Annotated in this window: 22 protein-coding genes; 10 read left to right on the top strand and 12 right to left on the bottom strand. The window is 60.9% G+C overall.

The window, feature by feature from the left end; translation table 11 throughout:
- Positions 1-132: 132 nt before the first annotated feature.
- Positions 133-1,944 carry a glycoside hydrolase family 15 protein gene (locus tag AB4Z15_RS02090; RefSeq protein WP_442015833.1) on the top strand — a complete coding sequence of 604 codons (1,812 nt, stop codon included), beginning with the start codon at positions 133-135 and terminating at the stop codon, positions 1,942-1,944.
- On the opposite strand, the gene AB4Z15_RS02085 is transcribed toward AB4Z15_RS02090, so the two are convergent.
- The gene (locus AB4Z15_RS02085; protein WP_442015832.1) at positions 1,945-3,261 is read right to left on the bottom strand and encodes an aspartate aminotransferase family protein; all 1,317 of its coding nucleotides are present in this window, start codon (positions 3,259-3,261) and stop codon (positions 1,945-1,947) included.
- Positions 3,262-3,338: 77 nt separating this feature from the next.
- Positions 3,339-3,950 (bottom strand): TetR/AcrR family transcriptional regulator, encoded by a 612-nt coding sequence (locus AB4Z15_RS02080; RefSeq protein ID WP_442015831.1) that lies wholly within the window; start codon positions 3,948-3,950, stop codon positions 3,339-3,341.
- Between the two features lie 163 nt (positions 3,951-4,113).
- Between AB4Z15_RS02080 and AB4Z15_RS02075 the strand changes: the two genes are divergently transcribed.
- The 4 genes from AB4Z15_RS02075 to AB4Z15_RS02060 all read left to right on the top strand — a co-directional run bounded on the left by AB4Z15_RS02075 (position 4,114) and on the right by AB4Z15_RS02060 (position 8,374).
- Positions 4,114-5,130: a phosphotransferase enzyme family protein gene (locus tag AB4Z15_RS02075; RefSeq protein WP_442015830.1), complete on the top strand. Its 1,017-nt coding sequence runs from the start codon at positions 4,114-4,116 to the stop codon at positions 5,128-5,130.
- Positions 5,131-5,263: 133 nt separating this feature from the next.
- Positions 5,264-6,766 carry an APC family permease gene (locus AB4Z15_RS02070; protein WP_442015829.1) on the top strand — a complete coding sequence of 501 codons (1,503 nt, stop codon included), beginning with the start codon at positions 5,264-5,266 and terminating at the stop codon, positions 6,764-6,766.
- Positions 6,760-7,527 carry an SDR family NAD(P)-dependent oxidoreductase gene (locus AB4Z15_RS02065; RefSeq protein ID WP_442015828.1) on the top strand — a complete coding sequence of 256 codons (768 nt, stop codon included), beginning with the start codon at positions 6,760-6,762 and terminating at the stop codon, positions 7,525-7,527. The genes AB4Z15_RS02070 and AB4Z15_RS02065 overlap by 7 nt, the downstream gene beginning before the upstream one ends.
- A gap of 34 nt (positions 7,528-7,561) precedes the next feature.
- Positions 7,562-8,374 carry a MoaF C-terminal domain-containing protein gene (locus AB4Z15_RS02060; RefSeq protein WP_442015827.1) on the top strand — a complete coding sequence of 271 codons (813 nt, stop codon included), beginning with the start codon at positions 7,562-7,564 and terminating at the stop codon, positions 8,372-8,374.
- Between the two features lie 137 nt (positions 8,375-8,511).
- On the opposite strand, the gene AB4Z15_RS02055 is transcribed toward AB4Z15_RS02060, so the two are convergent.
- From AB4Z15_RS02055 to AB4Z15_RS02030, 6 genes are all read right to left on the bottom strand, one after another.
- Entirely contained in the window at positions 8,512-9,378 is an 867-nt protein-coding gene (locus tag AB4Z15_RS02055; protein WP_442015826.1) for an SDR family NAD(P)-dependent oxidoreductase, read from the bottom strand.
- A gap of 75 nt (positions 9,379-9,453) precedes the next feature.
- Positions 9,454-10,866, bottom strand: coding sequence for an aldehyde dehydrogenase family protein (locus tag AB4Z15_RS02050; RefSeq protein WP_442015825.1), 1,413 nt, complete (start codon positions 10,864-10,866; stop codon positions 9,454-9,456).
- Positions 10,832-11,563, bottom strand: coding sequence for an SDR family NAD(P)-dependent oxidoreductase (locus tag AB4Z15_RS02045; RefSeq protein ID WP_442015824.1), 732 nt, complete (start codon positions 11,561-11,563; stop codon positions 10,832-10,834). The genes AB4Z15_RS02050 and AB4Z15_RS02045 overlap by 35 nt, the downstream gene beginning before the upstream one ends.
- A 67-nt stretch (positions 11,564-11,630) precedes the next feature.
- A complete protein-coding gene (locus tag AB4Z15_RS02040; protein WP_442015823.1) occupies positions 11,631-12,434 on the bottom strand; it encodes a MoaF C-terminal domain-containing protein in 804 nt (267 codons plus the stop codon).
- 59 nt (positions 12,435-12,493) lie between these two features.
- Positions 12,494-13,948, bottom strand: a complete 1,455-nt coding sequence (locus AB4Z15_RS02035; protein ID WP_442015822.1) for an APC family permease — start codon at positions 13,946-13,948, stop codon at positions 12,494-12,496.
- A 268-nt stretch (positions 13,949-14,216) separates the two neighbouring features.
- The gene (locus tag AB4Z15_RS02030) at positions 14,217-14,813 is read right to left on the bottom strand and encodes a TetR/AcrR family transcriptional regulator (RefSeq protein WP_442015821.1); all 597 of its coding nucleotides are present in this window, start codon (positions 14,811-14,813) and stop codon (positions 14,217-14,219) included.
- A 150-nt stretch (positions 14,814-14,963) separates the two neighbouring features.
- On the opposite strand from AB4Z15_RS02030, the gene AB4Z15_RS02025 reads away from it, so the two are divergent.
- From AB4Z15_RS02025 to AB4Z15_RS02015, 3 genes are read left to right on the top strand one after another with little or no spacing between them, the layout of a single operon-like run.
- Positions 14,964-15,305: a cupin domain-containing protein gene (locus tag AB4Z15_RS02025; protein WP_442015820.1), complete on the top strand. Its 342-nt coding sequence runs from the start codon at positions 14,964-14,966 to the stop codon at positions 15,303-15,305.
- 20 nt (positions 15,306-15,325) lie between these two features.
- Positions 15,326-16,645 (top strand): flavin monoamine oxidase family protein, encoded by a 1,320-nt coding sequence (locus AB4Z15_RS02020; protein WP_442015819.1) that lies wholly within the window; start codon positions 15,326-15,328, stop codon positions 16,643-16,645.
- Positions 16,646-16,654: 9 nt separating this feature from the next.
- Positions 16,655-17,227, top strand: coding sequence for a TetR/AcrR family transcriptional regulator (locus AB4Z15_RS02015; protein WP_442015818.1), 573 nt, complete (start codon positions 16,655-16,657; stop codon positions 17,225-17,227).
- A 51-nt stretch (positions 17,228-17,278) separates the two neighbouring features.
- Here the strand turns inward: AB4Z15_RS02015 and AB4Z15_RS02010 are convergent, their stop codons facing one another.
- From AB4Z15_RS02010 to hpaE, 3 genes are all read right to left on the bottom strand, one after another.
- Positions 17,279-18,784 carry an NAD-dependent succinate-semialdehyde dehydrogenase gene (locus AB4Z15_RS02010; protein WP_442015817.1) on the bottom strand — a complete coding sequence of 502 codons (1,506 nt, stop codon included), beginning with the start codon at positions 18,782-18,784 and terminating at the stop codon, positions 17,279-17,281.
- A 114-nt stretch (positions 18,785-18,898) separates the two neighbouring features.
- On the bottom strand, positions 18,899-19,984 hold the full coding sequence (gene hpaD, locus AB4Z15_RS02005) for a 3,4-dihydroxyphenylacetate 2,3-dioxygenase (RefSeq protein WP_442015816.1): 1,086 nt from the start codon (positions 19,982-19,984) through the stop codon (positions 18,899-18,901).
- Positions 19,985-20,016: 32 nt separating this feature from the next.
- Positions 20,017-21,558, bottom strand: coding sequence for a 5-carboxymethyl-2-hydroxymuconate semialdehyde dehydrogenase (gene hpaE, locus AB4Z15_RS02000; RefSeq protein ID WP_442015815.1), 1,542 nt, complete (start codon positions 21,556-21,558; stop codon positions 20,017-20,019).
- A gap of 244 nt (positions 21,559-21,802) precedes the next feature.
- Between hpaE and AB4Z15_RS01995 the strand changes: the two genes are divergently transcribed.
- Complete coding sequence (locus AB4Z15_RS01995) at positions 21,803-23,719, top strand: FAD-binding monooxygenase (protein WP_442015814.1); 1,917 nt, start codon at positions 21,803-21,805, stop codon at positions 23,717-23,719.
- Between the two features lie 161 nt (positions 23,720-23,880).
- Positions 23,881-24,507, top strand: a complete 627-nt coding sequence (locus tag AB4Z15_RS01990; protein ID WP_442015813.1) for a helix-turn-helix domain-containing protein — start codon at positions 23,881-23,883, stop codon at positions 24,505-24,507.
- Positions 24,508-24,623: 116 nt separating this feature from the next.
- Here AB4Z15_RS01990 and AB4Z15_RS01985 read toward each other — a convergent pair whose 3' ends face one another.
- Positions 24,624-25,757, bottom strand: coding sequence for a tyramine oxidase subunit B (locus tag AB4Z15_RS01985; protein ID WP_442015812.1), 1,134 nt, complete (start codon positions 25,755-25,757; stop codon positions 24,624-24,626).
- Positions 25,758-25,778 lie beyond the last annotated feature (21 nt).

Below are 25,778 nucleotides of genomic sequence, written 5' to 3'. Positions count from 1 at the left end.
GATCACATGACCAAGTCTAATGCGACTTGATCGTACGATCAAGTCAAATGTCCCGTTTGGTGAGTTTTTTAGGTGAGGCCATTTCGCGTCGAGGCTCTGACGTGGACAAGCCGTTTGTGCTTTAGTAAAGCCATGGCTGCTCCCATTGAGGACTATGCTCTGCTCTCGGATCTCCAAACCGGGCCCCTGATCTCCAGGAACGGGAGCGTTGACTGGCTGTGCTTCCCACGGTTCGACTCCCCGTCGTTGTTTGGTTCCCTCCTCGGCCTCGAGAGCCATGGCCGCTGGCTCCTTTCTCCTCACCAGTCCGGAGCGGTGGTAGTGAAGCGGCAGTACGTCGATTCAACATTTGTGTTGGAGACAGTATGGAAAACGCCGACCGGTTCGGCACAGGTGACGGACTTCATGCCGCTGGGGCATACGGGGTCGTCGATTCTGCGCCGGGTTACGGGGCTGGATGGGCGGGTCGAGATGCGCCAGGAACTGATTATCCGTCCGCGCTACGGCACCGTGGTGCCGTGGTCCAGCCGAATCCAGGACGCCGCGGTTCCTGGTCGAATGGTGTTGTTGGCCATGGCAGGCCCGGACGCCGTTGCGCTGCGGGCACCGTATCTGCCTGAGGCCCATGCGCGTGGGCACTCGGGCGAATTCCATATAGCAAGTGGAGAAGTTGCCGACTTTGAGCTGACGTGGTTTCCTTCACACCGGCCTGTCCCTCCAGCGGTCGACGTCGACGCTGCCCTTGAACAAGCCATCGGTTATTGGACGCGATGGGGCAGCCACTGCCGTTCGGATGGTCCTTACGGAAGTGCAGTGAAGCGTTCCCTGTTGGTTTTGAGGGCGTTGACGAATTATGAGACAGGTGGCATCGTTGCCGCTCCTACGACCTCCCTGCCGGAGGAGTTCGGCGGACCGCGGAATTGGGACTACCGGTACTGCTGGCTGCGGGACGCGGCTTTGACGCTGGAAGCCATGCTGACCCACGGCTACGAAACCGAGGCCCTCCAGTGGCGCAACTGGTTGCTCCGGGCGCTGGCCGGCGAGCCCGAAGACCTGCAGATCATGTATGGCATCGGCGGCGAACGGGACTTGCCGGAGCGGGTCCTGGATCATCTGCCGGGCTACCAGAACTCACGGCCCGTGCGCGTTGGAAATGCTGCGGTCGCCCAGTTCCAGGCAGACGTTGTGGGAGAAGTGATGGTCGCGCTTGAAAGGCTCCGCATGGCCGGAGGCAGGGAAGACCACTTCTCTTGGGCGCTTCAGCAGATCCTGCTGGGCTTTGTGGAAAAGAACATCGAGAATAAGGACTTTGGCCTGTGGGAGATGCGCGGAGAACCTCAGTTCTTTACACACTCCCGGGTCATGATGTGGGCCGCTTTCGATTGCGGCATCCGAGCAGTGCGCAACCACGGCCTGACAGGACCGGCTGACCATTGGGAGCATCTGCGTCAGCGTCTACGCACGGAAATTATGAGCAAGGGATTTGACCCGGATCTCAATTCCTTCACTCAAATTTACGGCGGAGGGCAGACCGACGCCTCCTTACTGGTCATGCCCCAGGTTGGCTTTCTTCCCTATAACGATGAGCGAATGGCCGGGACAGTCGTGCGTCTGGAGGAGGAGCTCCTCACTGACAACGGTCTATTGTTGCGATACCGCACCGAAAGTGGCGTTGACGGACTGGACCCGGGCGAACACCCATTCCTCGCATGCTCCTTTTGGCTTGTTGAACAGTACGCAAGGACAGGCCGAATGTACGAGGCGAAAAACCTGATGGACAAACTCGTGGGGTTCAGTAACGAGCTCGGCCTACTGAGTGAAGAATACGCAGCCAAGGAAATGCATATGGCCGGCAATTTTCCCCAGGCGTTCTCGCATCTGGCGCTAGTCCGTGCCGCCGATGCCATCCATGGTGTGGACCTGCTCAGCTTGGCCGCAAGATAGTTAGGACAAGCTGCCGAGTGACAGTTCGAGCTGTTCGAGAAGTATGTCGGCGTGCTCCTTACCGAATACAAGTGGCGGACGCATTTTCAGGACGTTGTCATGGGGTCCCACACGACTGATGAGCACGCCGCGTTCACGCATGTCCTCGATGAGGATTTTCGTCAGGCCTGGGGCTGGGGTGCGGCTGCCGTCACTTTCTGTGATGTCTATTCCGAAGAACAGGCCGCGCCCCCTTACGGAGCCAACGTTGACGCTGCCTTGAGCGATGGTTTCGAGGCGGGCACGAATGTACTCGCCCAAGTGGCCGGCTTTGGCCATCAGGTCTTCCTGTTCCATGAAGCGCAGCACCGCCAGTCCGGCGGCGGAAGAGGCAGGGCTTCCTGCAAAGGTGTTGAAGAACATGTTGTTCTGGCCGAATTCGTCGAGCAGTTCAGCCGTGGTGACTACGGCGCCGATAGGGTGTCCGTTGCCCATGGGCTTGCCCATCGTTACGAGTTCGGGTTCCATGCCGAACATTTGGTAGCCCCACATGGCGGATCCGGTGCGGCCGAAGCCCGATTGCACCTCGTCGGAGATGATGAGGCCTCCTGCGGCACGGACGCGGGCAGCGACGCCGTCGATGTAGCCGGCGGGCACCTGCAGAAGCCCCTCGGTGGAGAAGAGGGGGTCAAAAAGGAATGCAGAGACGCCGTGCCCCGTGGCTTGAAGTGATGCGATGGCGGCGTCAACGTCAGACAAGGACTGCTTAAGCAATGCGGGCACGTCGGCCTCTGCAACGCTGTGAGTGTCGGGAATCCGAAGGGGCCGGACGTGGGAACCGAGTGGTTCGCGCACCGTCAATCCCGTTGTCAGCTCGGCCAGACTGGTGGTGTTTCCGTGGTAGCTGAAATCTGAAACCAGCACGCCGGTGTTCCCGGTGTGTTGTCGCGCGATCCGCAGGGCGAGCTCGTTGGCTTCCGATCCGCTGTTGGTCAGGAACAGCCGTTCCAGAGCGCCGTCGAAGGTGCCGAGCAGGGCTTCTGCGTATTCCACTACGCGGTTGTTCAGGTAGCGGGTGTGCAGGTTGATGGTGAGCAGCTGTTGGTAGATCGCGTCAGCCACGGCGGGGTTCGCATGGCCCACGTGTGGAACGTTGTTGTAACCATCAAGGTAGATCTTGCCTTGCGCGTCGGTCAGCCAAACGCCAGAGCCGGAGACCAGTTCCAGCGGCTTCTCGTAAAAAAGGGGGGAGTATGGGCCAAGTGTGGCGTATCGGCGGGCCAATATTTCCTTGCCTGGCTGCTGCACCTGGGACTGAGTCTTAGTTTCCGTAGTCATGGCTGTCTTTCTGGCGCCTGCCGACCTAAGCCGGCCGCGTTCTATTCGCGTTGAAGGTGGAGTGGGGATGACTGGTTCTATGCCGGTTTAGTGAGGAGGCCTTCGACGAGCAGTTTTACGGCGGCTATCTGTTGCTCGGCGGTTCCGGGTGTCACGGCGGCCCGGGCGCCCGAGGCTCGAATGGCTCCCGACAGCGCCGTGGCCAAGGCATCACTGTCGGAGCCTTGGTGCAATTGACCTGCAGCGAGTGCCGTGGAAAGGTCGAGTTTGATCAGCGCCTCGAACGACTCGGATGTCCGCCGCACACCGGAAAGGACAGGTGTGACGTCCGGCCCCATAAGGCCGTAGAAGCGTCCTGAAGGAGTACTGGTCATTTCCACGTAGGCCCGTGCCAAAGCTGATATGCGGTCTGCTGTGTCGCTTGCTTCGTCGCGAAGCTCCAGGCCTCGGGCGTGCACGGCGTCTGCGACCCGCAGGTACACCTCCCGGACTACATCATCGCGCCCGCCGGGAAAATGCGCGTACACAGTTCCCCGGGAGAGTCCAGCCCGCTGGCTGACTTCTTCGAGGGCGAGCCCGGAGTAACCACCCTCGCCCAACATCTCTGCCGCCGCGTCGAGAATGTCTGATCGCGTCCGAAGCCGGTTGCGCTCACGCAGCGACAGTTGCTTGTCCGTTTTCAGGTCCATGCGGTGATCCAACCTTCCCAAGGCCATCTGTGTCTTGCTTATTCAATAATGACACATGGCACACAAAAACTAAACACGTTGTACTGTTGCCAAACTGTGTGTGCAGGATTTAGCTTTAGGTATGACCCCGCTCACAACCGGGCTCAGGAAGCAGGAAATCAGCATGACGACACAAGCAGCAATCCGAACAGTCAGGGGAGCGCTGGAGCAGTATGGTTTTGATCCAACAGCCCCCATTGAATTGGTCAAGTACCGGGAGAACTACGTTTTCCGGCTCATATCTGACTCCGGGGACAGCTATGCCATCCGCCTGCATCGGGCCGGGTACAGGACTGACGCGGAGATCAATACCGAGCTTGCCTATCTGCATGCGCTGGCTGAGCACGGGCTAAGCGTGTCCCAGCCGGTTGCCACCCTCAAAGGTGACTTCGTATGCGTAGTCACAGCTGAGGACGGCACCGTCTTCCAACTGGACGTCTTGCGTTGGGTGGAGGGTGGAGTGCCCTTGGGTGACATCACTGAAGCGATGGCGGGGGAAAGCTCACTTGATCCGTCAGTATTCCGCCAGTTGGGCGTCCTGACCGCTGAACTGCACACATGCACTTCCATAATCGGCCGTGTCGAAGCGTTCCGGCGCCAGGCCTGGGATGCCGACGGGCTGGTAGGTGGCTCGGCCCAGTGGGGTGACCCGTTGGCGCTTCAGAGCCTGGGTCCCGAGGGCGAATCACTCCTGGAATCCGGGGTGGAGAAGCTGCGGCAAGACCTGTCGGCCCTCCCAAAGTCTGTCGATGCGTACGGGGTGATCCACGCGGATCTGACTCCCGAAAACGTTCTGGTCGGACACGACGGCCAGATGGTTTTGATCGATTTCGACGACTTCGGTGAGGGTTGGCACCTCTTCGATCTGGCAACGATCATGTTCTTCTTCCAGCCGCACCCCCTTTACGAGAACTACCGCCGAGCTCTGCTTGAGGGCTACGCCTCGGCCCGAGCCTTGCCGGACGGATTCCTGCAATCCTGGGACGCCATGCTGCTCTCGCGGGGCTTGACCTATTTGGGCTGGGCATCCACGCGCAGAGGTGACGAAGCCGCAGAATTCATCGTCGAACGCGTTGTTCCGATGGTCCTTGGACTCGCCCGAAACTACATCTCCAAAAGCTATACGTCCGCAGCCTCCTGACCATCCTTCCCCGGAAATCTCCGGTCAGGCGTCCTGTCTCCCCACGCCCGTGCAGCTTTCCGGCTCACCGGTGGGTACCCAGTTGTACCAAAAAGCACGACCTTCGCTCGTTCATCTCCCAGGAGTAAACCCCGTGAAACCTCAATTTCCTGAGCAAGGCGCTGCCGGCACCGAGCTCTCTTCCAATGCCTTGGGCGTAGGAGGCATCGTTTTTCTGGTTCTGGCAGCGGTAGCTCCGTTGACCGGCATCATCGTTATCGCAACCCTAGGCATTGCCCTGGGCAACGGAGGGGGTATGCCCGGTGCGTTTATCATCGCAACCCTGATTCTGCTGCTCTTCGCTGTCGGCTACGCACAAATGGCCAAGAAGCTCGTCAGTGCCGGAGGGTTTTACGCTTTCGTCGTCAAAGGCCTCGGCCGTCGCATGGGCCTTGTGGCAGGCAACATCGCCCTGCTCGGCTATAACTGCTTTGTGGCTGGAGCTATCGGCACGTCCGGCTTCTTCACCGCCACAGTCATCAAAGAACTGACAGGACTGGACCTGCCGTGGTTCCTCTGGAGCCTCATAACCGTGGTGTTGATCTTCTTGCTGACACGCCGAGGCATCGATTTCAGCGCAAAAGTGTTGGGCGTCTGCCTGGTCCTGGAGGTGTCCATCCTCCTGATCCTGGACTTCAACGTTCTGTTCACGCACGGGTTCTCATTTGAAGCGCTGATGCCCCAGGCAGTGTTCTCGGGATCACTCGGACTGGCCTTGCTCTTCGCAGCCAATTGCTTTGTCGGCTTCGAAGCAACGGGCCTGTTCAGCGAGGAAGCCCGGGACCCTCACCGCACGATCCCGAAAGCGACGTACATCGCCATCTTGTTCATTGGCGCGTTCGCTGCATTCACGACGTGGGCCATCGTCAGCGCCCTGGGTGTCGCCCAGGCACAGGACACTGCCATCGAGCACTTGCCTACAGGTGACCTGGTCTTCATGCTCTCTAATCAATACCTCGGCGACACCCTCACCAAGGTCATGATGGTCCTGCTTCTGGTCTCACTCTTCGCTGCCCTGCTGGCACTCCACAACTCGGCCGCCCGCTACATCTACGCCTACGGCCGCGTCGGAATTCTGCCGAGAGCCCTCAGTCGCACACGAAGCTCCAACGGATCCCCCCAGAACGCCAGCGCCGCGCAGCTACTTTTCGGCACGCTGATTGCGGGAATCTACTACGTGGCTGGTTTGGACCCCATTACCGCCTTGACCGCCTCAATGACGGGGTTCGGCACCTTGGGAATCCTGACCCTTCAAATGCTTGCCGCTGTGGCCGTTGTCGTCCACTTCCGTCGCAACAGGGACCCAAGGCTCTGGAAAACCCTGGTGGCCCCGAGCCTTGGAGCACTCGGGCTTGCCCTGATCGTGCTGCTGGCGATTCTAAACTTCACCGCACTGGCCGGTTCGGACAATCCCGTCATCGGCGCGCTGCCGTGGCTGCTCGTTGTTGCGGTTCTCACCGGACTCGCAACTGCACAATGGCTCAAGTCCCGCAGGCCTGAGATTTACCACGAGCTGCTCAGCGACATGGAGCACTACGACAAAGCGCATCGCGACCTCGCCGATGCCACCAGCACATCTGGACCCGGCTCATGGTAGACCTCGGACTAGCGGGCCGGCGGGTCCTGGTCACCGGCGGAACGTCGGGTATCGGGCTCGCAGTGGCCGATGCCTTCGCCGGAGAAGGGGCCAACGTAGGCATTGTCGGCAGATCGTCCCAACGGCTCTCGACGGCGGTGGAGGACCTACGTGCAAGACATCCCCGCGTAACCGTCGTCGGAGGCGTCTGTGACATGTCCGACGAGTCAGCTGTACAGTCCGCCACCAGTGACCTGGTGTCACAATTAGGCGGCTTGGATCACCTTGTCAGCAGCGCCGGCATCTCAGGATCCCTCGGCAGCCCTGTGGATCAGGTTCCGGCCGAGGAGTTCATGGAGGTCCAACGGACCAATGTGCTGGGCCCGTTCCTGGCCATCAAGACAGCGTTGCCCTATCTTCGCGAGGGGACAGGTGCGACATATACGCTCATCGGCAGTGACTCCGGCTTTGTCGCCGTGCCAGGCATGTTGGCTTACAACGCATCCAAGGGCGCAATCGTCCAGCTGACCCGGGCTTTGTCGACGGAACTCTACAATGACGGCATCCGCGTCAACAGCGTCTGCCCGTCAATCGTGGATACGCCAATGGCCCGCGAAGGCCTGGGCATTGACTCATTTGAGGACGCCGAATACCCCGTCAGTAAGCCTTGGGATGTTGCCTGGCTTGTGCTCAGTCTTGCATCCCCTCTCTCCGGCCCTGTCAACGGTGTCTCCCTCATGGCTGACTACGGCTACCACGCACGGTCGTCTTTTCCTGCCTGAACGACTACCGCAACCACCACGAAAGGATTTCATTTTGAACACCACAACAACGCCCGAGTTTATTTCCGTCGGCGCCCTGGGTGAAGGTTTCGCCGTTAACAACAACATTCTCGAAGTGAACGAGGGCCTGAACGGCCAGGATTTCACGCTCCATTTCCCGGGCGGACGCACTCACGAGTTCCGGATCTTGAACAGCCAGACACTGGTCTGGGACGGCCGGGAGCAGGACGCACGCGTCACCTCCGTCAGGGAAGGCATCTACTTCGTTGATTTCCTCATGGGCAACGATTTCCTCGTGGGCGACTCGGTCAAGAAGTCAATGAGCCTCGTACTGGACAACAACAGCGGGCAAGTGACGCTGGTAGAGGCAGCACTCCCTGACGAGCAAGCCACTTCCATCAGTGCCTACGACAGGGCACGCCAAGGCACCGAACTAACTGGAGTTGAAGCAGCCATTCTTCATGGCTCAGTGGGCGGGACGCAGGGAGGAACCGCGCACGCCCCCACCACCGAACTGATCGGGCTAAGGAACCGCTACCACTACAGCCCCGAAGAGGTATACGAACACGTTTACCTGAACAACAACTTCTACACGTGGCACTGCATCAAGGGCTCAGAAGCCGGTCTGGGTGACACCGACCGCTGTCACTACATCAAAATCGCTGAGGCTCTGTATCTGTTCGTCTGGCGTGAAAAGATCGTCCCCACCCTCGGCGTCATTCTCATCGATATGAACCGACTAAAAACAGACGGCAAGATCTTTGGGTACAACGGCTTCGACTTCTCCAGCTACACGAACTTCCCCGTGGGCGCCATCACGGAAGTAGTCAACGTCACCACTCACTAATTCCATACCAGACAGGGACACCGGACGCTGGTTGCCCGGCAAGCAAGCGTCAAAGGCTCAGATCCTTCCAGTAGCTCCCAGCCTGCCTGTGACCGACAAAAAAGCAGGCAGGCTGAGAGCTGAGGAATCGGGTGAAGCTATAGCGATCGAGCATCTCTGATGTCGATACGCACCCGCGGGTCCAGGCTCAGTGAACCAGGATCGACGGCTACCATTCCACCATCGACCGGGATGACTGCCGCGTTGATATAGGACGCGTAAGGGGAGAGCAGCCAAGCGACGACATTGCCCACTTCCTTTGCCTCAGCGGGCCGTCGATTAGGGATAAATGCCGTGGCAGTCGAATAGGCGTTTTCGCGTTCGAGCCCCAGCTCCGCCCCGTATTCCTCCATCTCCATGTCGGCCATTTCGGTGCGCGTCCAGCCTGGGCAAATGGCGTTTGCCCGCACCCCCAGATGGCCGTAATCAATAGCGACGGACTGCATGAGCATGGTCAGTCCGGCCTTTGATGCGTTGTATCCGGGGATGCCTCCTGTAGCCCTCAGTGCTGCCGCGGAAGCCACTCCTACGACGGATCCCGACGTCTCCATGAGGTATGGCATGGCTGCTTTGGTCAGGAGGAACGGGCCGGTCAGGTTGGTTTGGATCATGGCATCCCAGTCTCTGCCGTCCAGTTCCCCTACCTTGCCCGGCCGGACAATGCCGGCGTTCAGGACCAAGCCATTGATGGATCCGAACCTGGTCACTGTTTCTTCAACGACCTTCTGCGCGCCTTCTTCTGTTGAAGCGTCGGCCACAACGGGGATCGCGCCAGTTTGCGAGGCGGTGTCTTCCAGATTGGCTAGTCGTCGGCCGCAGATGACGACATCCCATCCGTCTGAGCGCAGGGCGGCGGCTGCAGCGGCACCTATGCCTGTGCCTCCGCCGGTCACGATGGCCACGGGCCTACTGAGGTCATTCACTGTGTGCCTGTCTGTCCGATAGCGGTGTGTAGTTTCAGCCACGCGGGAGTCCGGGCCACTGGCAAGGGGATGCCCGCCCTGTTCGGATGTGCATCCCCTTGCCGGAGGGGACTGGTGTCAGCCGTTGATGACCTGGGGGACGCCCAAAGCTTTGAGGCCTTCGACGCCGAATTCGAGTCCGTAGCCCGATTGCTTTGCCCCGCCGAAGGGGATGCGTGGATCCACCGCTCCGTGCCTGTTGATCCAGACGGTCCCGGCTTCGAGCCTAGCCGCGACCTCGCGCGCGGCGGACAGGTTCGAGGACCATACCGAGGCGCCGAGTCCGACGTCGAGCGCGTTGGCTTTCGCCACAGCTTCGTCGAGGGTGGTGTACCGGATGATCGGCAGGGCCGGACCGAATTGTTCCTCGGCCACCAGCGGGTTGTCGTTATCTATGTCAGCTACCAGCGTGGTCGGGTAGAAGAAGCCAGGCTGTTCACGATCAGGGTTGCCGCCGATCAGTACCCGGGCACCAGATACTTTCGCGGCCTCCACGAGTTCGTCGACCACGTTGTACTGCGCCTTGTTTTGCAGGGGTCCCAGGACATTGTTTTCGTCCAGTCCGTTCCCCATGGGCATGGCCATGGCAACGTTGGTGAGCTCCTCGCACACGGCTTCGTAAATGGAGTCGTGAACGTAGAGCCGTTTGAGGGCGGCGCAGGTTTGCCCTGTGTTGATGAAGGCACCCCAGAAGAGGTCTTCGGCAATTGCCTTGGGATCGGCGTCGGGCAGGACAATGCCGGCGTCGTTGCCACCCAGTTCCATGGTGAGCCGTTTGACAGTATCTGCCGATGACTTGATGATTGCCCTGCCGGCTGCAGTGGAGCCGGTGAACATGAGCTTTCCGATAGCCGGGTGCTCGGTGAGACGGGACCCGACGTCACGGCCGCTGCTCAGAACGGATAGCACGCCCTCGGGCAGCTCTTCGTTGATAACGGACACCAAAGCCAGGACGCTTAAGGGAGTGTTTTGGGAGGGCTTCACAACCACGGCGTTGCCCATGCGAAGCGCTGGGGCGATCTGCCAGACCGCGATCATCATGGGCCAGTTCCAGGGGCCGATGGCACCGACCACGCCGATGGGCCGGTAGTGAAGTTCGGCCCGGGTTTCGCCGTCGTCGACCAGGGTTTCAGGTTCCAACGGCAACGCTGCAGTGGCACGAAGCCATGCGACACAAGCGCCTACTTCGAACCGGGCGTTGGGACCGTTCAGGGGCTTGCCCTGCTCGCGCGAGAGGAGTTGAGCGAGCTCTTCGGCGGAACGCTCGACGGCGTCGGCGGCCTTCATAAGGGCAGCGGACCTGGCGTCGTGGCCCAAGGCAGCCCAGGCCGGCTGCGCGGCAACAGCGGCAGCTACGGCAGTCTCGAGGTCATCGATGGTGTGGATCGGGGCTTCTCCCACGGGTTTGCCGGTAGCCGGGTCAAAAATGGTTCGGCTGGCTTGGCCGTGCGCCGGTTCAATTCGGGAAAGCAGGGAGTCGTAGGTTTCCAATTGAATGCTCCTCTTGTTGGTAAAGGTGGTCCGCGGCTGAGCGTGGACGGTTATCTGTCAGCTGAAATCCAGCGCGGGCATCGCTGACCGTGCCGTGTAGCCAAAATCTGCCACCAAGGTTGTTCCGTTGACAGGCGCGCTGACCGGAGAGGCCACGAAGACGGCATGACGTGCAACCTGATCGGGACGGATCAACGGCAGGTTTGAGCCTGTGAAACCTTCCGGCCGTGACAGGTCTGTCCTTGAAGGCAACCAGCGCGGAGTCCGACCCAAGGAGGACCATGGACGGCTCCGGGCTTTTGGACAGCAGTCCGACGGAGTGCTTGGCTATAAGGAAATTTCCACGGACATTGACGGCCATGACATGATCCCAGGCTTCAACTGACACCTGTGTCGCGTTGGTGCCGACCGGCCCTGACACTCCGGCGCATGCGATTACTGAATCCAACCGTCCGAAGATGCGCTCAATGGTCTTGAGGGCCAACTCGACGTCGGCCTCGTTGGACACGTCGGTCTGCACGAATTCCACATGGTGGCCTGCCGCCCGGAGCTGGGCGGCGGCTTCCTCGCCTTCGGTGTTCCGTTCGACGATCAGGACCTTGGCGCCTTCAGCAGTCAGAGCCTCCACGCAGGCACGGCCTATGCCGGATCCTCCTCCGGTGACCATGACTACGCGGTCGGTCAAATGCATATCCATGAAAGTGCTCCATCGCCGAAGTTGTGCCCAGGGTGCTCATGGCTGGTTGGGCATCCCCGGGGTGTGGCTAGTGCTTGTGTGTGTCCTGGGGGTATTCGGTGGTGTTCAGGACGGTCAGTCGTGAGTTGAAGGGAAGGACTACCGGTTCTGCGGCTGGATCGTCCCACCCGAACATGCGGCCGATGGATCGTTCTTCCTGCAGGTCAACCAGCAGCACGGCTTCTACCGTCATGACCTTTTCGGTCCAGAAGAAGATGAACAGGTCTTCGGCCACGTCCCAGGTCATGCAACGATCGGTATCGGCAAGTCCGGCTTCGCCGCCGCGGACACAGTTCCAGGTAAAGGTGCCGGGGTTCAGGTAGATGTGTTCGTAGGTCTCGACGTCGCTGTAGCGGTAGAAGACCCGCTTGCCCACCAGTTCCGAGGATCGCTGGTGGAGGACGTCGGTGCCGTGGATGTTGGTCTGGCTGAATTCGGTGGTGCTGCGGGTCTTGCCGTCGACAACCCGGAAGGTGGACACGCCACTGGTTACGGCGCCGGTGTTCCTGTCCACAACAATGGTGACGTTCTCGGCGTCGGTGCCTTCCCCGCGGACGAAGTCAACGATGAAGATCTCCGGACGGGCCTCGATAGCCTTGTAACTTGCCGTGCCGCTGGTTTCGCTGTCGGGGCCGGAATTGATCCAGATAACCGTGGAGGAATCCTGGAAGGAATACTCCGCCGAACTGCCGCCTTGGGCAGGGATGCGGAGTGTGGTTCCTGACAATGCCGGAGATGCCGGCAGTGTCTGGTCTCCGAATCCGTCAAGCATTGTCGAAACGGGTGGCCATTCGTTGGTTGGGATGTAATCCTGAATTTCGGCGGAGTTCATAGGTGTTTCCTGTCGTATTAGTGATTTCGTTCGTGGGAGTGCAGGAATTTGCCGGGGACTCAGACAATTTCCGCGGCGTAGTCGATGGACGGCTTTCGCAGGCCACGGGCCCAACCGGCCACGAAGAGAAGCGGGATGCCCAGGAGCAGCCACTTTGCGATCCCTCCGGCGCCGCCGAGCAGGACATCGTAGTTGTCCAGGGTGAGATAGCCGACGACGACGAAGGCGAGGAAGGATAACGCGGGTGCGATGACGGTGACCCAGATGTTGTCCCGGGTTCCTTTCCGCGCGAAGTAGACGACGATGGCCGCGGATGTGACCAGCAGTATGGAGATGAATCCAGCGGTGCCCAACGCGACGAACCATGCAAACACCGTGGTGATGGGGTCCGCCCCGGCTAGCAGGAAGATACTGATGATCACCAGAACGACCACCGCGTTGATGAGTCCTGCGAATGAGGGGGCTCCAGTCTTGGAGACTGAGCTGAGTTTGGCTGGCAACGCGCCGGCCCGGCCCAGTGCAAACAAGTAGCGGGAGAACATGTTGGACAGGCCCAAAAGCATGGCGATAAAGCTCGTCACTACCAGGATCTGCATGGCGATACTAAGCCAGGTGCCCGCGCTGGATTCGGCCAGGTCGAAGATCATCCCTGAGGGGTTCTCCGTGGCAACGGTCTGGATGTTGTCGATGCCGATGGCTCCACTGATGGCCCAGGTGGACAGTGCGTAGAAGACACCAATGAAACCGATCACCAGGTAGGCCGCCCTGGGAATGGTGCGGTGGGGGTTTTTGGCTTCCTCGGCGAAGACCACCGTGGCTTCAAAGCTGGTGAAGCAGGCGAAGGCGAACAGGAGCGAGATGCCCAAACCAGGCCCAAAGATGCTGGAGCCGGTGAACCCCTCGAACGTGAAGACTCCGAATCCTTTTTGCACGATGAGTGAAACTACCAGCGCGGCCACCACCAGGGTTTCGCCGAGGATCAGGACGCCGAGAACCTTCAGGCTCGCGTCGACGCCGCGCATCGTGAGGAAGGTGGTGATGGCAAGGATGGCAACAATCCAGAAATAGACGGGGAGGCCGAGGCCGGTCAGGCTTTCCACGAGCTGCTGCGCAAAGACACCGAACTGCGACCATAGACCAACTTGAAGGCTGAGGTAGGTCAGAATGGCGATTCCGGCGCCTCCTGTTGCCCACTTGTTTCCCAGGCCCTTCGCGATATAGGCAACAAAACCACCCGCGTTGGTGATGTGACGGCTCATCCTGAGGTAGCCAACAGAAAACAAAGCAACCAACAACGCGGCGATTGCGTAGATGACGGGTGTCCCGGGTCCGCTCGCTGAGAACAGGACCGGGCTCGCGCCGACGACTGCAGCCATCGGCGCCGCGGCTGCAATGGCAAAAAAGGCAACGGCGATGACACCCAGCTTGTTGGCCTTCAGGCGGATGGGCGGAGTGGTTGATACGTGCTCATCGAGTCCAAGACTTGCCGAGGTGCGGCTTGATTCTTGATTCATGGATTGGCTCTTTCATAATGCCCGGCGCAACGGGCCATGTGATGGGGAGATGGGGAGGCCTGCTCTGCGCGCCGATGCGCAGTGCGAGAGGGGAAGTCGATCGATGCTGTGTAGGACAGGCAGCCTTTTAGTGATCCTGCCCACAATCGAAACTATACAGATGTTTAGTTTGGAGTGTCAAGGGTCGATTTCGGGCATCCGTGGACCGCTAAGTTCGACGCATCAGAGAGGCGAATCAGTCAGTGTGGCCTGGGGCCGCTTGAACCCCTCAGGGTGCTGAATCTGCGGCTGTCGGTGACAGTCCCTGCCGCAGTAGCACCCCATGGACTTCCTCAAGGGACGCTTGAATGAGCTGGCGCTCAACGCCGGAAAGGTACTGAAGGACCAATCCGTCGAGTGTCGCGAAAAGCATGCGGGCCACAACCCGGGAATTGTAGGATGCGCCCGAAGCGTCGAGGCCTTCAGTGAGCGCTTCGATGTAGCTTTCGTACAACGCCAGCACCCCGGCGCGGAGTTCCGGGCGCCGCCGCGACTCAAGGATCATTTCGTACTGAAAAATCTGAAGCTCGGGATCCTCCAGGAGTAAATCGAGCAGCGAGTCCGTGAAGGACTGTCCCGCGGTGACGGCTTCCCGCAGCCTGGAAGCGCTGATGGAGCGCTCTGATGCCCATTCCAGTGCGGCCGCTATCAAGGCGTCACGAGTCCCGAAGTGATGGGCTACCAGGGAGTTGTTGACTCCTGCGCACTCCGCGACCGACCTAAAGGTCAATCCGCGCAGGCCCTTCTCCGACACCACCACTACGACAGCCCTGAGGAGTGCGTCCTTGCCGGTTCCATATTTTGTTGCGCCGCTTGGAGTGCCCATAGCACTGATCCTATCCACGTGGGTGGTGGCCTTGACAGGAAACTAAGCAATTGCTTAAATCGTGGTGAGTGATGCCAATCACGCATGTGGCCAGAAGGCTACCGATTTCCCAAGCTCACGAGAGCTGCCTACACCCTTTCTGGAGTCAAAATGACCAACGCCGCCTTCACTGTTTCCGATGCCCTTGACCAGGGCAAGAATGAAGCGTTCGAACTTGGATCCGTTCAATGGATCCGCAGATTTGGTGACGGGGAACGACCCGCGCTGGCCTGTGGATTCTGGCATGTAACCCCTGAGGAAGCCCCTGAACCCTTCGATCTGCTCATTGAGGCTGATGAGACCATCACGATTCTCGAAGGGCATCTCACCATCGACGTCGAGGGCGGACAGTCTTACGACCTCACTCCTGGCGGCGCGGCGTCCTTTAACAAGGGGGCCAAGACCCGGTGGTCAGTCCACGAGCCCACTGTCGAGTTCTTCGTCTACTCCTAACCGCCGGAAAGGAACCCACAATGGAGACCACCGACGTCGACGTTGTCGTTATCGGAGCCGGATTCGCCGGACTTACAGCTGCCCGCGAGCTCGCACGCCAAGGCCTTATGGTGCGAATCCTGGAGGCGCGTGACAGGATCGGTGGACGCACCTGGCTGGACCGGCGTTTGGGCCGGGATCTTGAAATCGGTGGAACCTGGGTCCACTGGACCCAGCCCTATATATGGGCCGAGCTGAAACGGTACGGGTTGGTGACGACGCCCAGCCCGCAACCGCAGAAAGCCATGTGGTGGGCGGCGGGAGCTCGCCACGAGGGAGACCCTGAGGAGCTGCTGAATCTCATTGGGTCGGGCAATGAGGAATTCGTACGGGAAGCTCGACAATACTTTCCCGAACCTTTCACTCCACTGGCCACTGACGCGTTCCGCGAAGTGGACGATGTAACAGTCAAGGATCGGATCCGCTCGGAATTTCCCCCGGGAGCCAGCCGGGAAATACTGGAGTCCTTCTGGGCCTTGAATTTCAACGGACCCCTTGATGAGGCCGCGTTTACCCAGGCACTCCGATGGGTCGCTTTGACGAACGGAGACTGGAGTCTCTGTTTTGAAGCGTGCGCCACATACAAAATCGTCGGCGGAACAGGAGCCTTGGCTCAGGCCATCCTCCAAGACTCCTCCGCGGAAATTGACTTCGGATTCACGGTTGCTGAGATAAGCGAAGACGGAGGCATCGTGACTGTCTCCGATCGAAACGGGGAATCCGTTACTGCCGCTGCTGCCATCGTGACAATACCGCTGGCTGTGTTGCAAAAGGTTGCATTCCGTCCTGAGCTCCCGGCTGTAAAGCAGGAAGCGATGGTACGTGGCCAGGTTTCGAAGGGGACAAAAATTTGGGTACGGCTACGGGGGATCCATGAACCGTTTGTGGCCTTGGGCGGAGCTGATTGGCCCCTTAACTTTTTCCAGAGCGAGTACGAAGTGAATGGTGACACTGTCATCGTCGCGTTCGGTCCTGATGCCAGCAATATTGACTCTACTGATGTGTCCGCCGTCGAGCATCAGCTGCGACGGCTTCTTCCCGCCGCCGAAGTTCTCGACGTCGCCACTCATGACTGGGCCGGGGACGAATATTCGGGTGAGACGTGGCCCATGCACAAGACGGGGTTCTTGTCTCGTCACTTGGCCGGGATGCAGAAGCCGCATGGGCGCGTCCTTTTCGCCAGCTCCGACATAGCCAATGGTTGGGGTGGTTTCATCGATGGTGCCATCGAAAGCGGAATGGAGGCGGCCCAGCAAGCCGGGGTCCTGCTGGAGTCTGTAGCCCTGTCTGCTCCCCGGTAGGATCAATCCATGACTTCCCAGCCTCGCAAATTGCCTTATGGCGATGGCCGTGACGCTTTGTTGGCCGCTGTCATCAGCGTCGTAGCCGAGAAAGGCCTCCGTGGGGTGACCTACCGTTCCGTTGGCTCCCGGGCGGGGGTTAACCACGCTTTAGTGACTCATCACTTTGGATCCCTGGATGGTCTGCTCGCGGCCACGATGGAGTGGGCTGTGCATCGCTCCATCGAGGAAACGGGTCTGGAAGGTATTGCGGACTTTGACGAGAGTTTTGCGGACGCCCTGATCAGCTCGGTGGGCGCAGAACCTGAACTTCAGTTGTTTCAATTCGAGATGATCCTCGAATCCCGCCGCAATCCCGAGATCCGGGAAATGGTTAGCCGGCTGTATGAGAATTATGTGCGAACCGTGGAACAGGCTCTTATTAAAAAGGGGATCGATACTCATAATGAGGTCTCCCTCGCGGCTTTCGCCGCACTGGACGGTCTCATGCTGCAATTTCTCACAATTAGCGATGTGACGAGAATAAGGCCTGCGGTTGTGGAAGTCGGTCGCATGCTCGCCAGGCTTCAGAAGCCGGGGTGATTCTTGAGCCAGCGACACGGCGGGCCCGGCTTTTGCCGGGCCCGCCGTGTCTTATGGTGCGTAGGGGTCGGCGATGCCGATGTATTGGGTGGTGGTGTATTCGTTGATGCCTTCGGTGCCGCCTTCGCGGCCGAGGCCTGATTGCTTGACTCCGCCGAAGGGTGCGGCGGCGTTGGAGATGACGCCGGCGTTGAAGCCGACCATGCCGAACTCGATCTGCTCCGCAACCCGGAGAAGGCGGTTGAAGTCGCGGCTGTAGAGGTAGGACGCGAGCCCGTACTCGGAGGCGTTGGCCAGGCGGATGGCGGCCGCTTCGGTGTCGAAGGTGGTGACGGGGGCGACGGGTCCGAAGATTTCCTGGCCAAGGATCGCTGCGTCGTTCGGGACGTTGGCCAGGACGGTGGGCTGGTAGAAGTAGCCGGGTCCGTCCACGGGCGCGCCACCGGTGACAGCGGTAGCTCCGGCGTCGACGGCGGCACTCACCAAGGCGTGGACGTCGTCCCGGGCGCCGGCGTCGATCAGCGGCCCAACCTGCGTGGCTGGTTCGGTGCCGCGGCCGGTGACCAAAGCGCCCATGGCAGCGGCGAACTTTCGGGTGAACTCTTGGGCGACGGATTCGTGGACGAGGAAGCGGTTCGCGGCGGTGCAGGCTTCGCCCATGTTCCGCATCTTCGCAGCCAGGGCACCTTCGATGGCGGCGTCGAGGTCTGCGTCGTCGAACACGATGAAGGGTGCGTTCCCGCCGAGTTCCATGGAGGTCCGCAGGACGTTCTGCGCGGCGTCGGCCATGAGCCTTTTGCCGACGGGGGTGGAGCCGGTGAAGGAGATCTTCCGCAGCCGGGAATCCTTCAGCAGGGGCCCGGAGATGCCGGATGCGCTGGAGGAGGCGACGACGTTCAGGACTCCCGCGGGCAGGCCGGCGTCGAGCATGGTCTGCGCGAAGTACTGCGCGGTCAGGGGTGTGAGTTTGGCGGGTTTGAGGACCATGGTGCAGCCTGCCGCTACGGCGGGGGCGACTTTGCGGGTGGCCATGGCCAGGGGGAAGTTCCAGGGCGTGATGAGCAGGCAGGGTCCGACGGGTTTGTGCTGGACGAGGATCTTGTTTTTGCCTTCGGGGGTGGTGAGGTAGCGGCCGTAGTCGCGGACGGTTTCTTCGGAGAACCACCGCAGGAACTCCGCCCCGTAGGTGACTTCGCCGCGTGCTTCGGCCAGGGGTTTGCCCATTTCCAGGGTCATCAGCAGCGCGAAGTCCTCGGCCCGTTCGGTCACGAGGTCGAAGGCGCGGCGGAGGATCTCGGCCCGGGTCCGGGGCGCGGTCCGTGCCCAGGAGCCCTGGGCGGCGTCGGCGGCATCCAACGCGGCGATCGCGTCGACGCTGGTCGCGGAGGCGAGGGTAGCGAGCACCTCCCCGGTGGCGGGATCGTGCACATCGAACGTGCCGCCGTCGGACGCATCCCGCCACTCACCGCCTATCAGGAGGCCGGTAGGCACCGACGCAAGCAGGGACGTTTCGCGCTTTGGCGAAACTGTTGGGGAGTGGACGGGCGAAGCAGTCATGGGTGGTTTCCTCGGGAATTATTGGGGCCGATGGTTGAGCCTGTGGGAAGAGGTAGCGTCAGGCTCAACCATCGGGGTCGGTGGCTGACAGGAATCTCGTCAGTTGGTTGTGGACTAGACCTGCGCGCCGAGCTTGAAGCCCTCAGCCGCCTCGCCGGAGGCGCCTTCGGGCCGGGTGTAGGAGAATCCATCGGCTCCGACGGTGACGGCCATTTCGGACTTTTCTTCGCGTTCAATGACGGGCTGCGGGTTGCCGTCCAGGTCAAGGACCAGGGATGCTTCGGTGTACCAGGACGGGACGACGGGGTTGCCCCACCAGTCGCGGCGCTGGTTGTCGTGGACGTCCCAGGTGACGGTGGGGTTGTCCGGATCGCCGGTGTAGTAGTCCTGGGTGTAGATCTCCACGCGGTGGCCGTCCGGGTCCAGGATGTAGAGGTAGAACGCGTTGGACACGCCGTGGCGTCCGGGGCCGCGTTCGATGCGGTCCGAGATGCGCAGGGCGCCCATCTTGTCGCAGATCTGGATGATGTTGTGCTTCTCGTGGGTGGAGAAGGCGATGTGGTGCAGGCGCGGTCCGTTGCCGCCGGTCAACGCGGTATCGTGCACGGTTTGTTTGCGGTGCATCCACGCGGCGTAGGTGACGCCGTCGGAGTCCTTGATGTCTTCGGAGACGCGGAAGCCGAGGTCTTCAAGGTACTTGCGGCCGCGCGGGACGTCCGGGGTGACCTGGTTGAAGTGGTCCAGTCGGACCAGTTCGCCGGCGGAGTAGAGGTCGTAGCGCTGGGTGAGGCGTTCGACGTGTTCCACATCGTAGAAGAATTCGTAGGGGAAGCCCAGCGGGTCCTCCACACGGACGGAGTCGCCCACGCCCTTGGTGAAGCCTTCCTTGCGGCGCTCCACCCGGCACCCGAGTTCGCGGTAGTAGGCCTCAGCGGCGTCCACCTCGGCCGGGGACTTCACCCGGTAGGCGAAGGCAGCGGCGGCCGCGACGGGGCCCTTGCGGAGGACCAGGTTGTGGTGGATGAACTCCTCGAAGGAGCGCAGGTAGATGGTGTTCTCGTCTTCCTCGGTGACGTGCAGGCCGAGCAGGTCCACGTAGAACGCCCGGGATTTGGCGAGGTCCGTGACCACGAGTTCAAGGTAGGCGCAGCGGACAATATCCGGCGCGGGGACCGTGGGTGTGGGAACGAAGTTGGTCATGATGTGCTCTCTTCTTTGAAAGTTTGGCGGGGTTAGCTGTCGCTGGTTGCTGCCGCGTCTTTGACGCTTCCGAACTTAGGGGAGTGGGCCTCGTTGAGGGTGATCTGGACCGACTGCTGGGTGGTGTAGAAATCGACCGAGCGGTAGCCGCCCTCGCGCCCCAGACCGGAAGCCTTCACGCCGCCGAACGGGGTGCGAAGATCACGGACGTTGTTAGAGTTCAGCCAGACCATGCCCGATTCGATGGCGTGTGCGAAGTTGTGTGCGCGCTTCAGGTTGGTCGTCCAGACGTAGGCCGCCAGGCCGTACTTGGTGTTATTGGCGAGTTCGAGCGCTTCTTCATCGGTGTCGAAGGGCGTGATGGCCACAACCGGCCCGAAGATTTCTTCCTGGAAGATCCGGGCGTCAGGCGCGACGTCGGCAAACACCGTGGGTGCAACGTAGTTGCCCTCGGGGAAGCCTTCGGCCCGTCCACCGCCGGCGAGGAGGCGGCCTTCGGTCTTGCCGATCTCGATGTAGCTCATAACCTTGTCAAAGTGGGTGGGGTGCACGAGCGAACCCACCTCGGTGGCGGGGTCGCTGGGGAGGCCCACCACGATGTTTTTGGCACGTTCGGCGAAGCGGGCCACGAAATCGTCGTAAATTTCGCGCTGGACGAGCACGCGGGAACCGGCGGTGCAGCGTTCTCCGTTGAGGCTGAAGACGCCGAACACAGTGGCGTCGAGGGCGGCTTCGATGTCGGCGTCGGCGAAGACTATGGCTGGGCTCTTACCGCCGAGCTCGAGTGAGAGGCTCTTGAACTGTGGGGCGGCTGCGGTGGAGATGGTGGCGCCGGTGGAGCTGTCTCCGGTGAAGGAGACGATCGGCACGCCGGGGTGCTTGACCAGATAGTCGCCGGCAACGCTTCCGGAGCCGAAGATCAGGTTGAAGACGCCGTCGGGAAGACCTGCCTCGCGGAAGATCTCAGGCCAAAGCACGGCCGAGAGCGGAGTGTAACTGGCCGGCTTCATGACCACGGTGTTGCCGGTCGCTATGGCCGGAGCGAGCTTCCACGACTCCTGCATGAAGGGGACATTCCACGGCGTGATCAAGCCCGCGACGCCGATCGGCTTGCGGTTCACGTAGTTGATCTGGCGGCCCGGGACCTTGAACGCATTGTCTTCCTGGGACACGATCAGGTCCGCGAAGAATCGGAAGTTCTCGGCAGCACGCCGGGCCTGGCCCTTGGCCTGGGTGATCGGCAGGCCCGAGTCGAAGCTTTCCAGGAGGGCGAGCTCGTCATCGCGGGACTCGACGATGTCGGCGATTTTGTGCAGGACACGGGAACGTTCACGCGGAAGCATCTTGGGCCAAGGGCCTTCCTTGAAGGCACGCTTGGCGGCGGCGACAGCGCGGTCGACGTCTTCCGGCTGGGCAGCGGTGACCGTCGCGTAGTTCTGGTTCGAGACCGGCTCCTGCACGTCGAACGTTTTGCCGGAGACTGAATCCACAAACTCGCCGTCGATGAAGTGCTGGAGATGCGTGGGCAGGTTTTCCGGGATGGAGTGTCTGGCGGTTTCTACTGAGGTCGTCATCGTTGAGGTCCTTACTGCTGAGCGGGAACGGCTTGGATGGCCTCGGATAGGCCAGAACACGAGTTCAGATCAAGTACGAAATCGTATACGAAACTATGCATCGAGAACGTGGCATGCGTCAAGGGCTTGGTGGCAGCCCTTGTGGCGTCAGGGCACAGTCATCTAAGCTGTTGCTCAATTATTCTTTTATAGAATCCTCTGTTCGTTTATAGAACACGCAACCATAATGAAGTGAGGAAAGCCCGTGCAGTTCCACCACCACGGTTACGTATCCGGTGACCCGCGAGTCGAGCCGGCTGCCGGCGTCGGTATCAACCGCCCGGCCGAGCTTCCTGATGAAGTTGATGTTCTGATCGTGGGCACCGGTCCTGCGGGGATGCTGACTGCGGCGCAATTGGCCCAGTTCCCGGATATCACGGCCCGTATTATTGACCGTCGTCCCGGGCGTTTGGCCATCGGCCAGGCCGACGGCATCCAGGCCCGCAGCGTCGAGACTTTCCAGGCTTTCGGGTTTGCCGAACGCATTACCACGGAGGCGTACCGCATCACCGAAATGGCGTTCTGGAAGCCGGACCCCGCTGACCACTCGCGCATCGTCCGGGCTGCCCGGGCAGTGGATGACCCCACAGGTATCAGCGAGTTCCCGCACCTGATCGTGAACCAGGCACGCGTGCTGGACTACTTCGCAGAATTCATGGCCAACTCCCCCACGCGCATGACGCCTGACTACGGCTACGAGTTCCGCAGTCTCGAGGTCACTGGTGTTGGTGACTACCCGGTGGAGGTGACTCTTGGGCACACCTCCGGGCCCAATGAAGGACAGGAGAGGGTGATCCGGGCCAAGTATGTCGTCGGTGCCGATGGGGCGCGCAGCAAGGTCCGCGAGTCCATCGGGTGCCATCTGGCCGGGGATCAGGCAAACCATGCCTGGGGTGTGATGGATGTTCTCGCCGTCACGGACTTCCCGGATATCCGCACCAAGTGTGCCATTCAGTCCGGTGCGGGCGGCAGCATCCTGCTGATCCCCCGCGAGGGCGGACACTTGTTCCGCATGTATGTGGACCTGGGCGAGGTGAAGCCCGAGGATCACGGCGCCGTGCGGAAGACGACCATTGAGCAGATCATCGGCAAGGCCAACGACATCCTGCACCCGTATACGTTGGATGTCCGCAACGTCGCGTGGCACAGCGTTTACGAGGTAGGTCACCGGCTCACGGACAGGTTCGACGACGTCCTGCCGGAGGAACGCGGCACACGGACCCCGCGGGTGTTCATCACTGGCGATGCCTGCCACACCCACAGTGCAAAGGCCGGCCAGGGCATGAACGTTTCCATGCAGGACGGCTTCAACATCGGCTGGAAACTCGGGCACGTCCTGGAGGGCCGCAGCCCCGAGTCCTTGCTGGATACCTACTCTGCTGAGCGGCAGGTGGTGGCGAAGAACCTGATCGATTTCGACAAGCAGTGGTCCACGCTGATGGCCAAGAAGCCCGAAGAGTTCGAAGACCCGGCAGAATTGGAGACTTTCTACACCAGCACCGCGGAGTTCCCTGCCGGTTTCATGACCCAGTACGCCCCGTCGATGCTGGTCGCCGAGCCGCGGCACCAGGAACTCGCCGCGGGCTTCCCGATCGGTAAGCGCTTCAAATCCGCACCGGTCCAACGGGTCTGCGACACGAACCCGATGCACCTGGGCCACCATGCCAAGGCCGACGGGCGCTGGCGGATCTACGTCTTCGCCGATGCCGCACCGGCAGGCGCCGAAGGCCCGGTGGCGGACTTTGCCGAGTGGATCGCGACCTCGCCTGACTCGCCGCTGGCCGCGACGCCGTCGGACGCTGACCGCGACGCCTGGTTCGACGTGAAGGTGATCTACCAGCAGGACCACACCAACGTGGACATCAACGCCGTCCCCGCAGCGTTCAAACCCACCGTCGGACCGTTCAAACTCACCTACCTTGAGAAGGTCTTCGGCACGGACCCCAAAGCAGACATCTTCGAGCTGCGCGGCCTCAGCCGCAACGGCGTAGTGGTGGTCGTCCGCCCGGACCAGTACGTCGCCAACGTCCTGCCCCTGACCGCAACCGCGGAACTGAAAGAGTTTTTTGCACCACTGTTCACGGGGCACCGGACGGCGCAATCAGCTCTGGCTGAGGCCTAAACGATAGAGGCGACGCCTGAAAACGGTCTAACTGCCGGGGGATCCTATGGATTCCCCGGCAAGACTCAGGGTTTAGAGGCGGAGCCCCAAAGCCCCATGTGTCAGGCGGGTCTCGGTGGGGCCCCGCCAAGCATTCTGCGCGGCCTGCCTATACTCAAATCATGACAACTGAGAGCGCCCCGAACACATCCTCTGCGGGGGACTCGTCTCCTCCGGAAAGTGGTCAGCAGGGCGCTCTGGAAGCCATCATCGCGCTGCAAGTAAGGCGCCACAGAGTCGAAGCCGGCATGTCCGCCGCGGAACTTGCCATCCGCACTGGGCTTTCCAAGGCCATGGTTTCCAAGATCGAGTCCGCGAGCACTTCATGTTCGCTGACGACCCTTCAGCGGCTGGCGTTGGGGCTTAACGTTCCTGTCACCGCCCTTTTCCAGGGGGCTGATACCGAGCGCGAGGCCTCTCTCACTCGTGCCGGGGAAGGGAGCGTCACGGTACGGACCGGGACCCGGCACGGGCACGAGTATCGTTTGCTGGGCTCTCTTAAGCGGCGGGAGCATGCCGTCGAACCCACTCTGGTCACCCTTTCGAGTGCCTCTGATGTTTTCCCGCAGTTCCAGCACACGGGTACCGAATTCATCTACATGCTCGAAGGTCGAATGGTTTACAGTCACGGATCCTACGAGTATGAGCTCGCACCAGGAGACTCGTTGTTGTTCGAGGCTGAGGGACCGCATGGCCCACTTCGGCTGATGGAACTACCCATTCGTTTCCTGGCAGTTGCTTCGCATTAATTGCCAGTAGCTGAAAGCGGGAATGTGCCCCACGCCGGTTTGGCGGCGTGGGGCACACATCTTTACTTATGGACCGCAATCTCCGGGCGCGGCCCAGTGGTAGGAAGCCCTTGGGATCAGGCGAGAGCCGGGGTGTCCCAAAGGTTCAGGACGGTGCCGATGTTCTTCTCCTCGGCAGCGCGGTAGAGATCGGTGGCCCAGGCGACATCCTCAATGGGCATGCCGCCCACGGAGTAGAGGATGACTTCTTCATCGTCGCGGCGGGCAGGGAGCTTGCCGGTGGCAATGTCCGCGATCTCCTCGATTTTCGAGGCCGGAATCTTTCCTTCCTCCAGAAGCCCGAACCAGTGTGATCCCGGAATGCCGAGGATTTGGTAGGCAGTGGGTCCATATTCCTCGAGCCACGCCTGGTAGAGGCCTCCGGCGTCGATGACCAGGCGGGCATCGCCCTGCAGGAAGTCGTCGTCGAAACGGGCAGCGGCGGGAAGGAGCAGTAGCGCTCCCGGCTTGATGGCTGATTTCGGGAAGTACGGGAAGGCGTCGCTGCCGGCGGCATCGGTGGATGTGGTCGCCATAACCACATCGGCGTCGGCGATGGCGTCTTCGATGGTTTCAGCTGCGGTGACATTGGTGAGTTGGGGGAAGGTTGCTTTCGCCCAATCCACAAAGGTGCCGGTGCTTCCTTCGCTGCGGCCCTTCACGTACAGGGTGTCGATCGAAGGGCGCAAAGCCAATGTGGTCGAAAGGACCGAGCGGGCGATGACACCGGGGCCAACCACTGCGGCGACTTTGGCGTCGACCTTGGCCAGGTGCTTGACGCCGACGCCGGGAACGGCGCCTGTGCGGTATGCGCTCAGCAGGTTTGCGCTCATGATCGCGAGTGGTGCGCCAGTGTCGCTGTCGTTCAGGACGAACACGTGGATCGAGCGTGGAAGTCCCTTTTTGCGGTTTTCAGTGTTGGAGCCGTACCACTTCACGCCTGAGGTGCCGAAGCGGCCACCCAGGTAGGCGGGCATAGCCATGAAACGGCGATCCGGTCCATCCTTTGGCATGCCTTCGAACTCAGGAGCGGCGGGGAAGGTGATCATGGCGCCGTGGGAGTTGCCGTTCTCGCCGGCCATTCGATAGTCCCCTTGACGCAGTAGAACAAGGGCTTCCTCCATGACGTCCGTGCATCGGACGAGATCGCCGACGCCGGCCTCGATCATGTCGGGCTCGCTGAGGTAACGGAAGTTGATCTGTGTGGACATGACACTCCTTAGTGATTGAAC

It is taken from the genome of Paenarthrobacter sp. 2TAF44 (assembly GCF_052114885.1).
Taxonomy (GTDB): Bacteria; Actinomycetota; Actinomycetes; order Actinomycetales; family Micrococcaceae; genus Arthrobacter.
The sequence above is the reverse complement of the archived record's forward strand: the minus strand, read 5'-3'. Positions and strand labels throughout refer to the sequence as shown.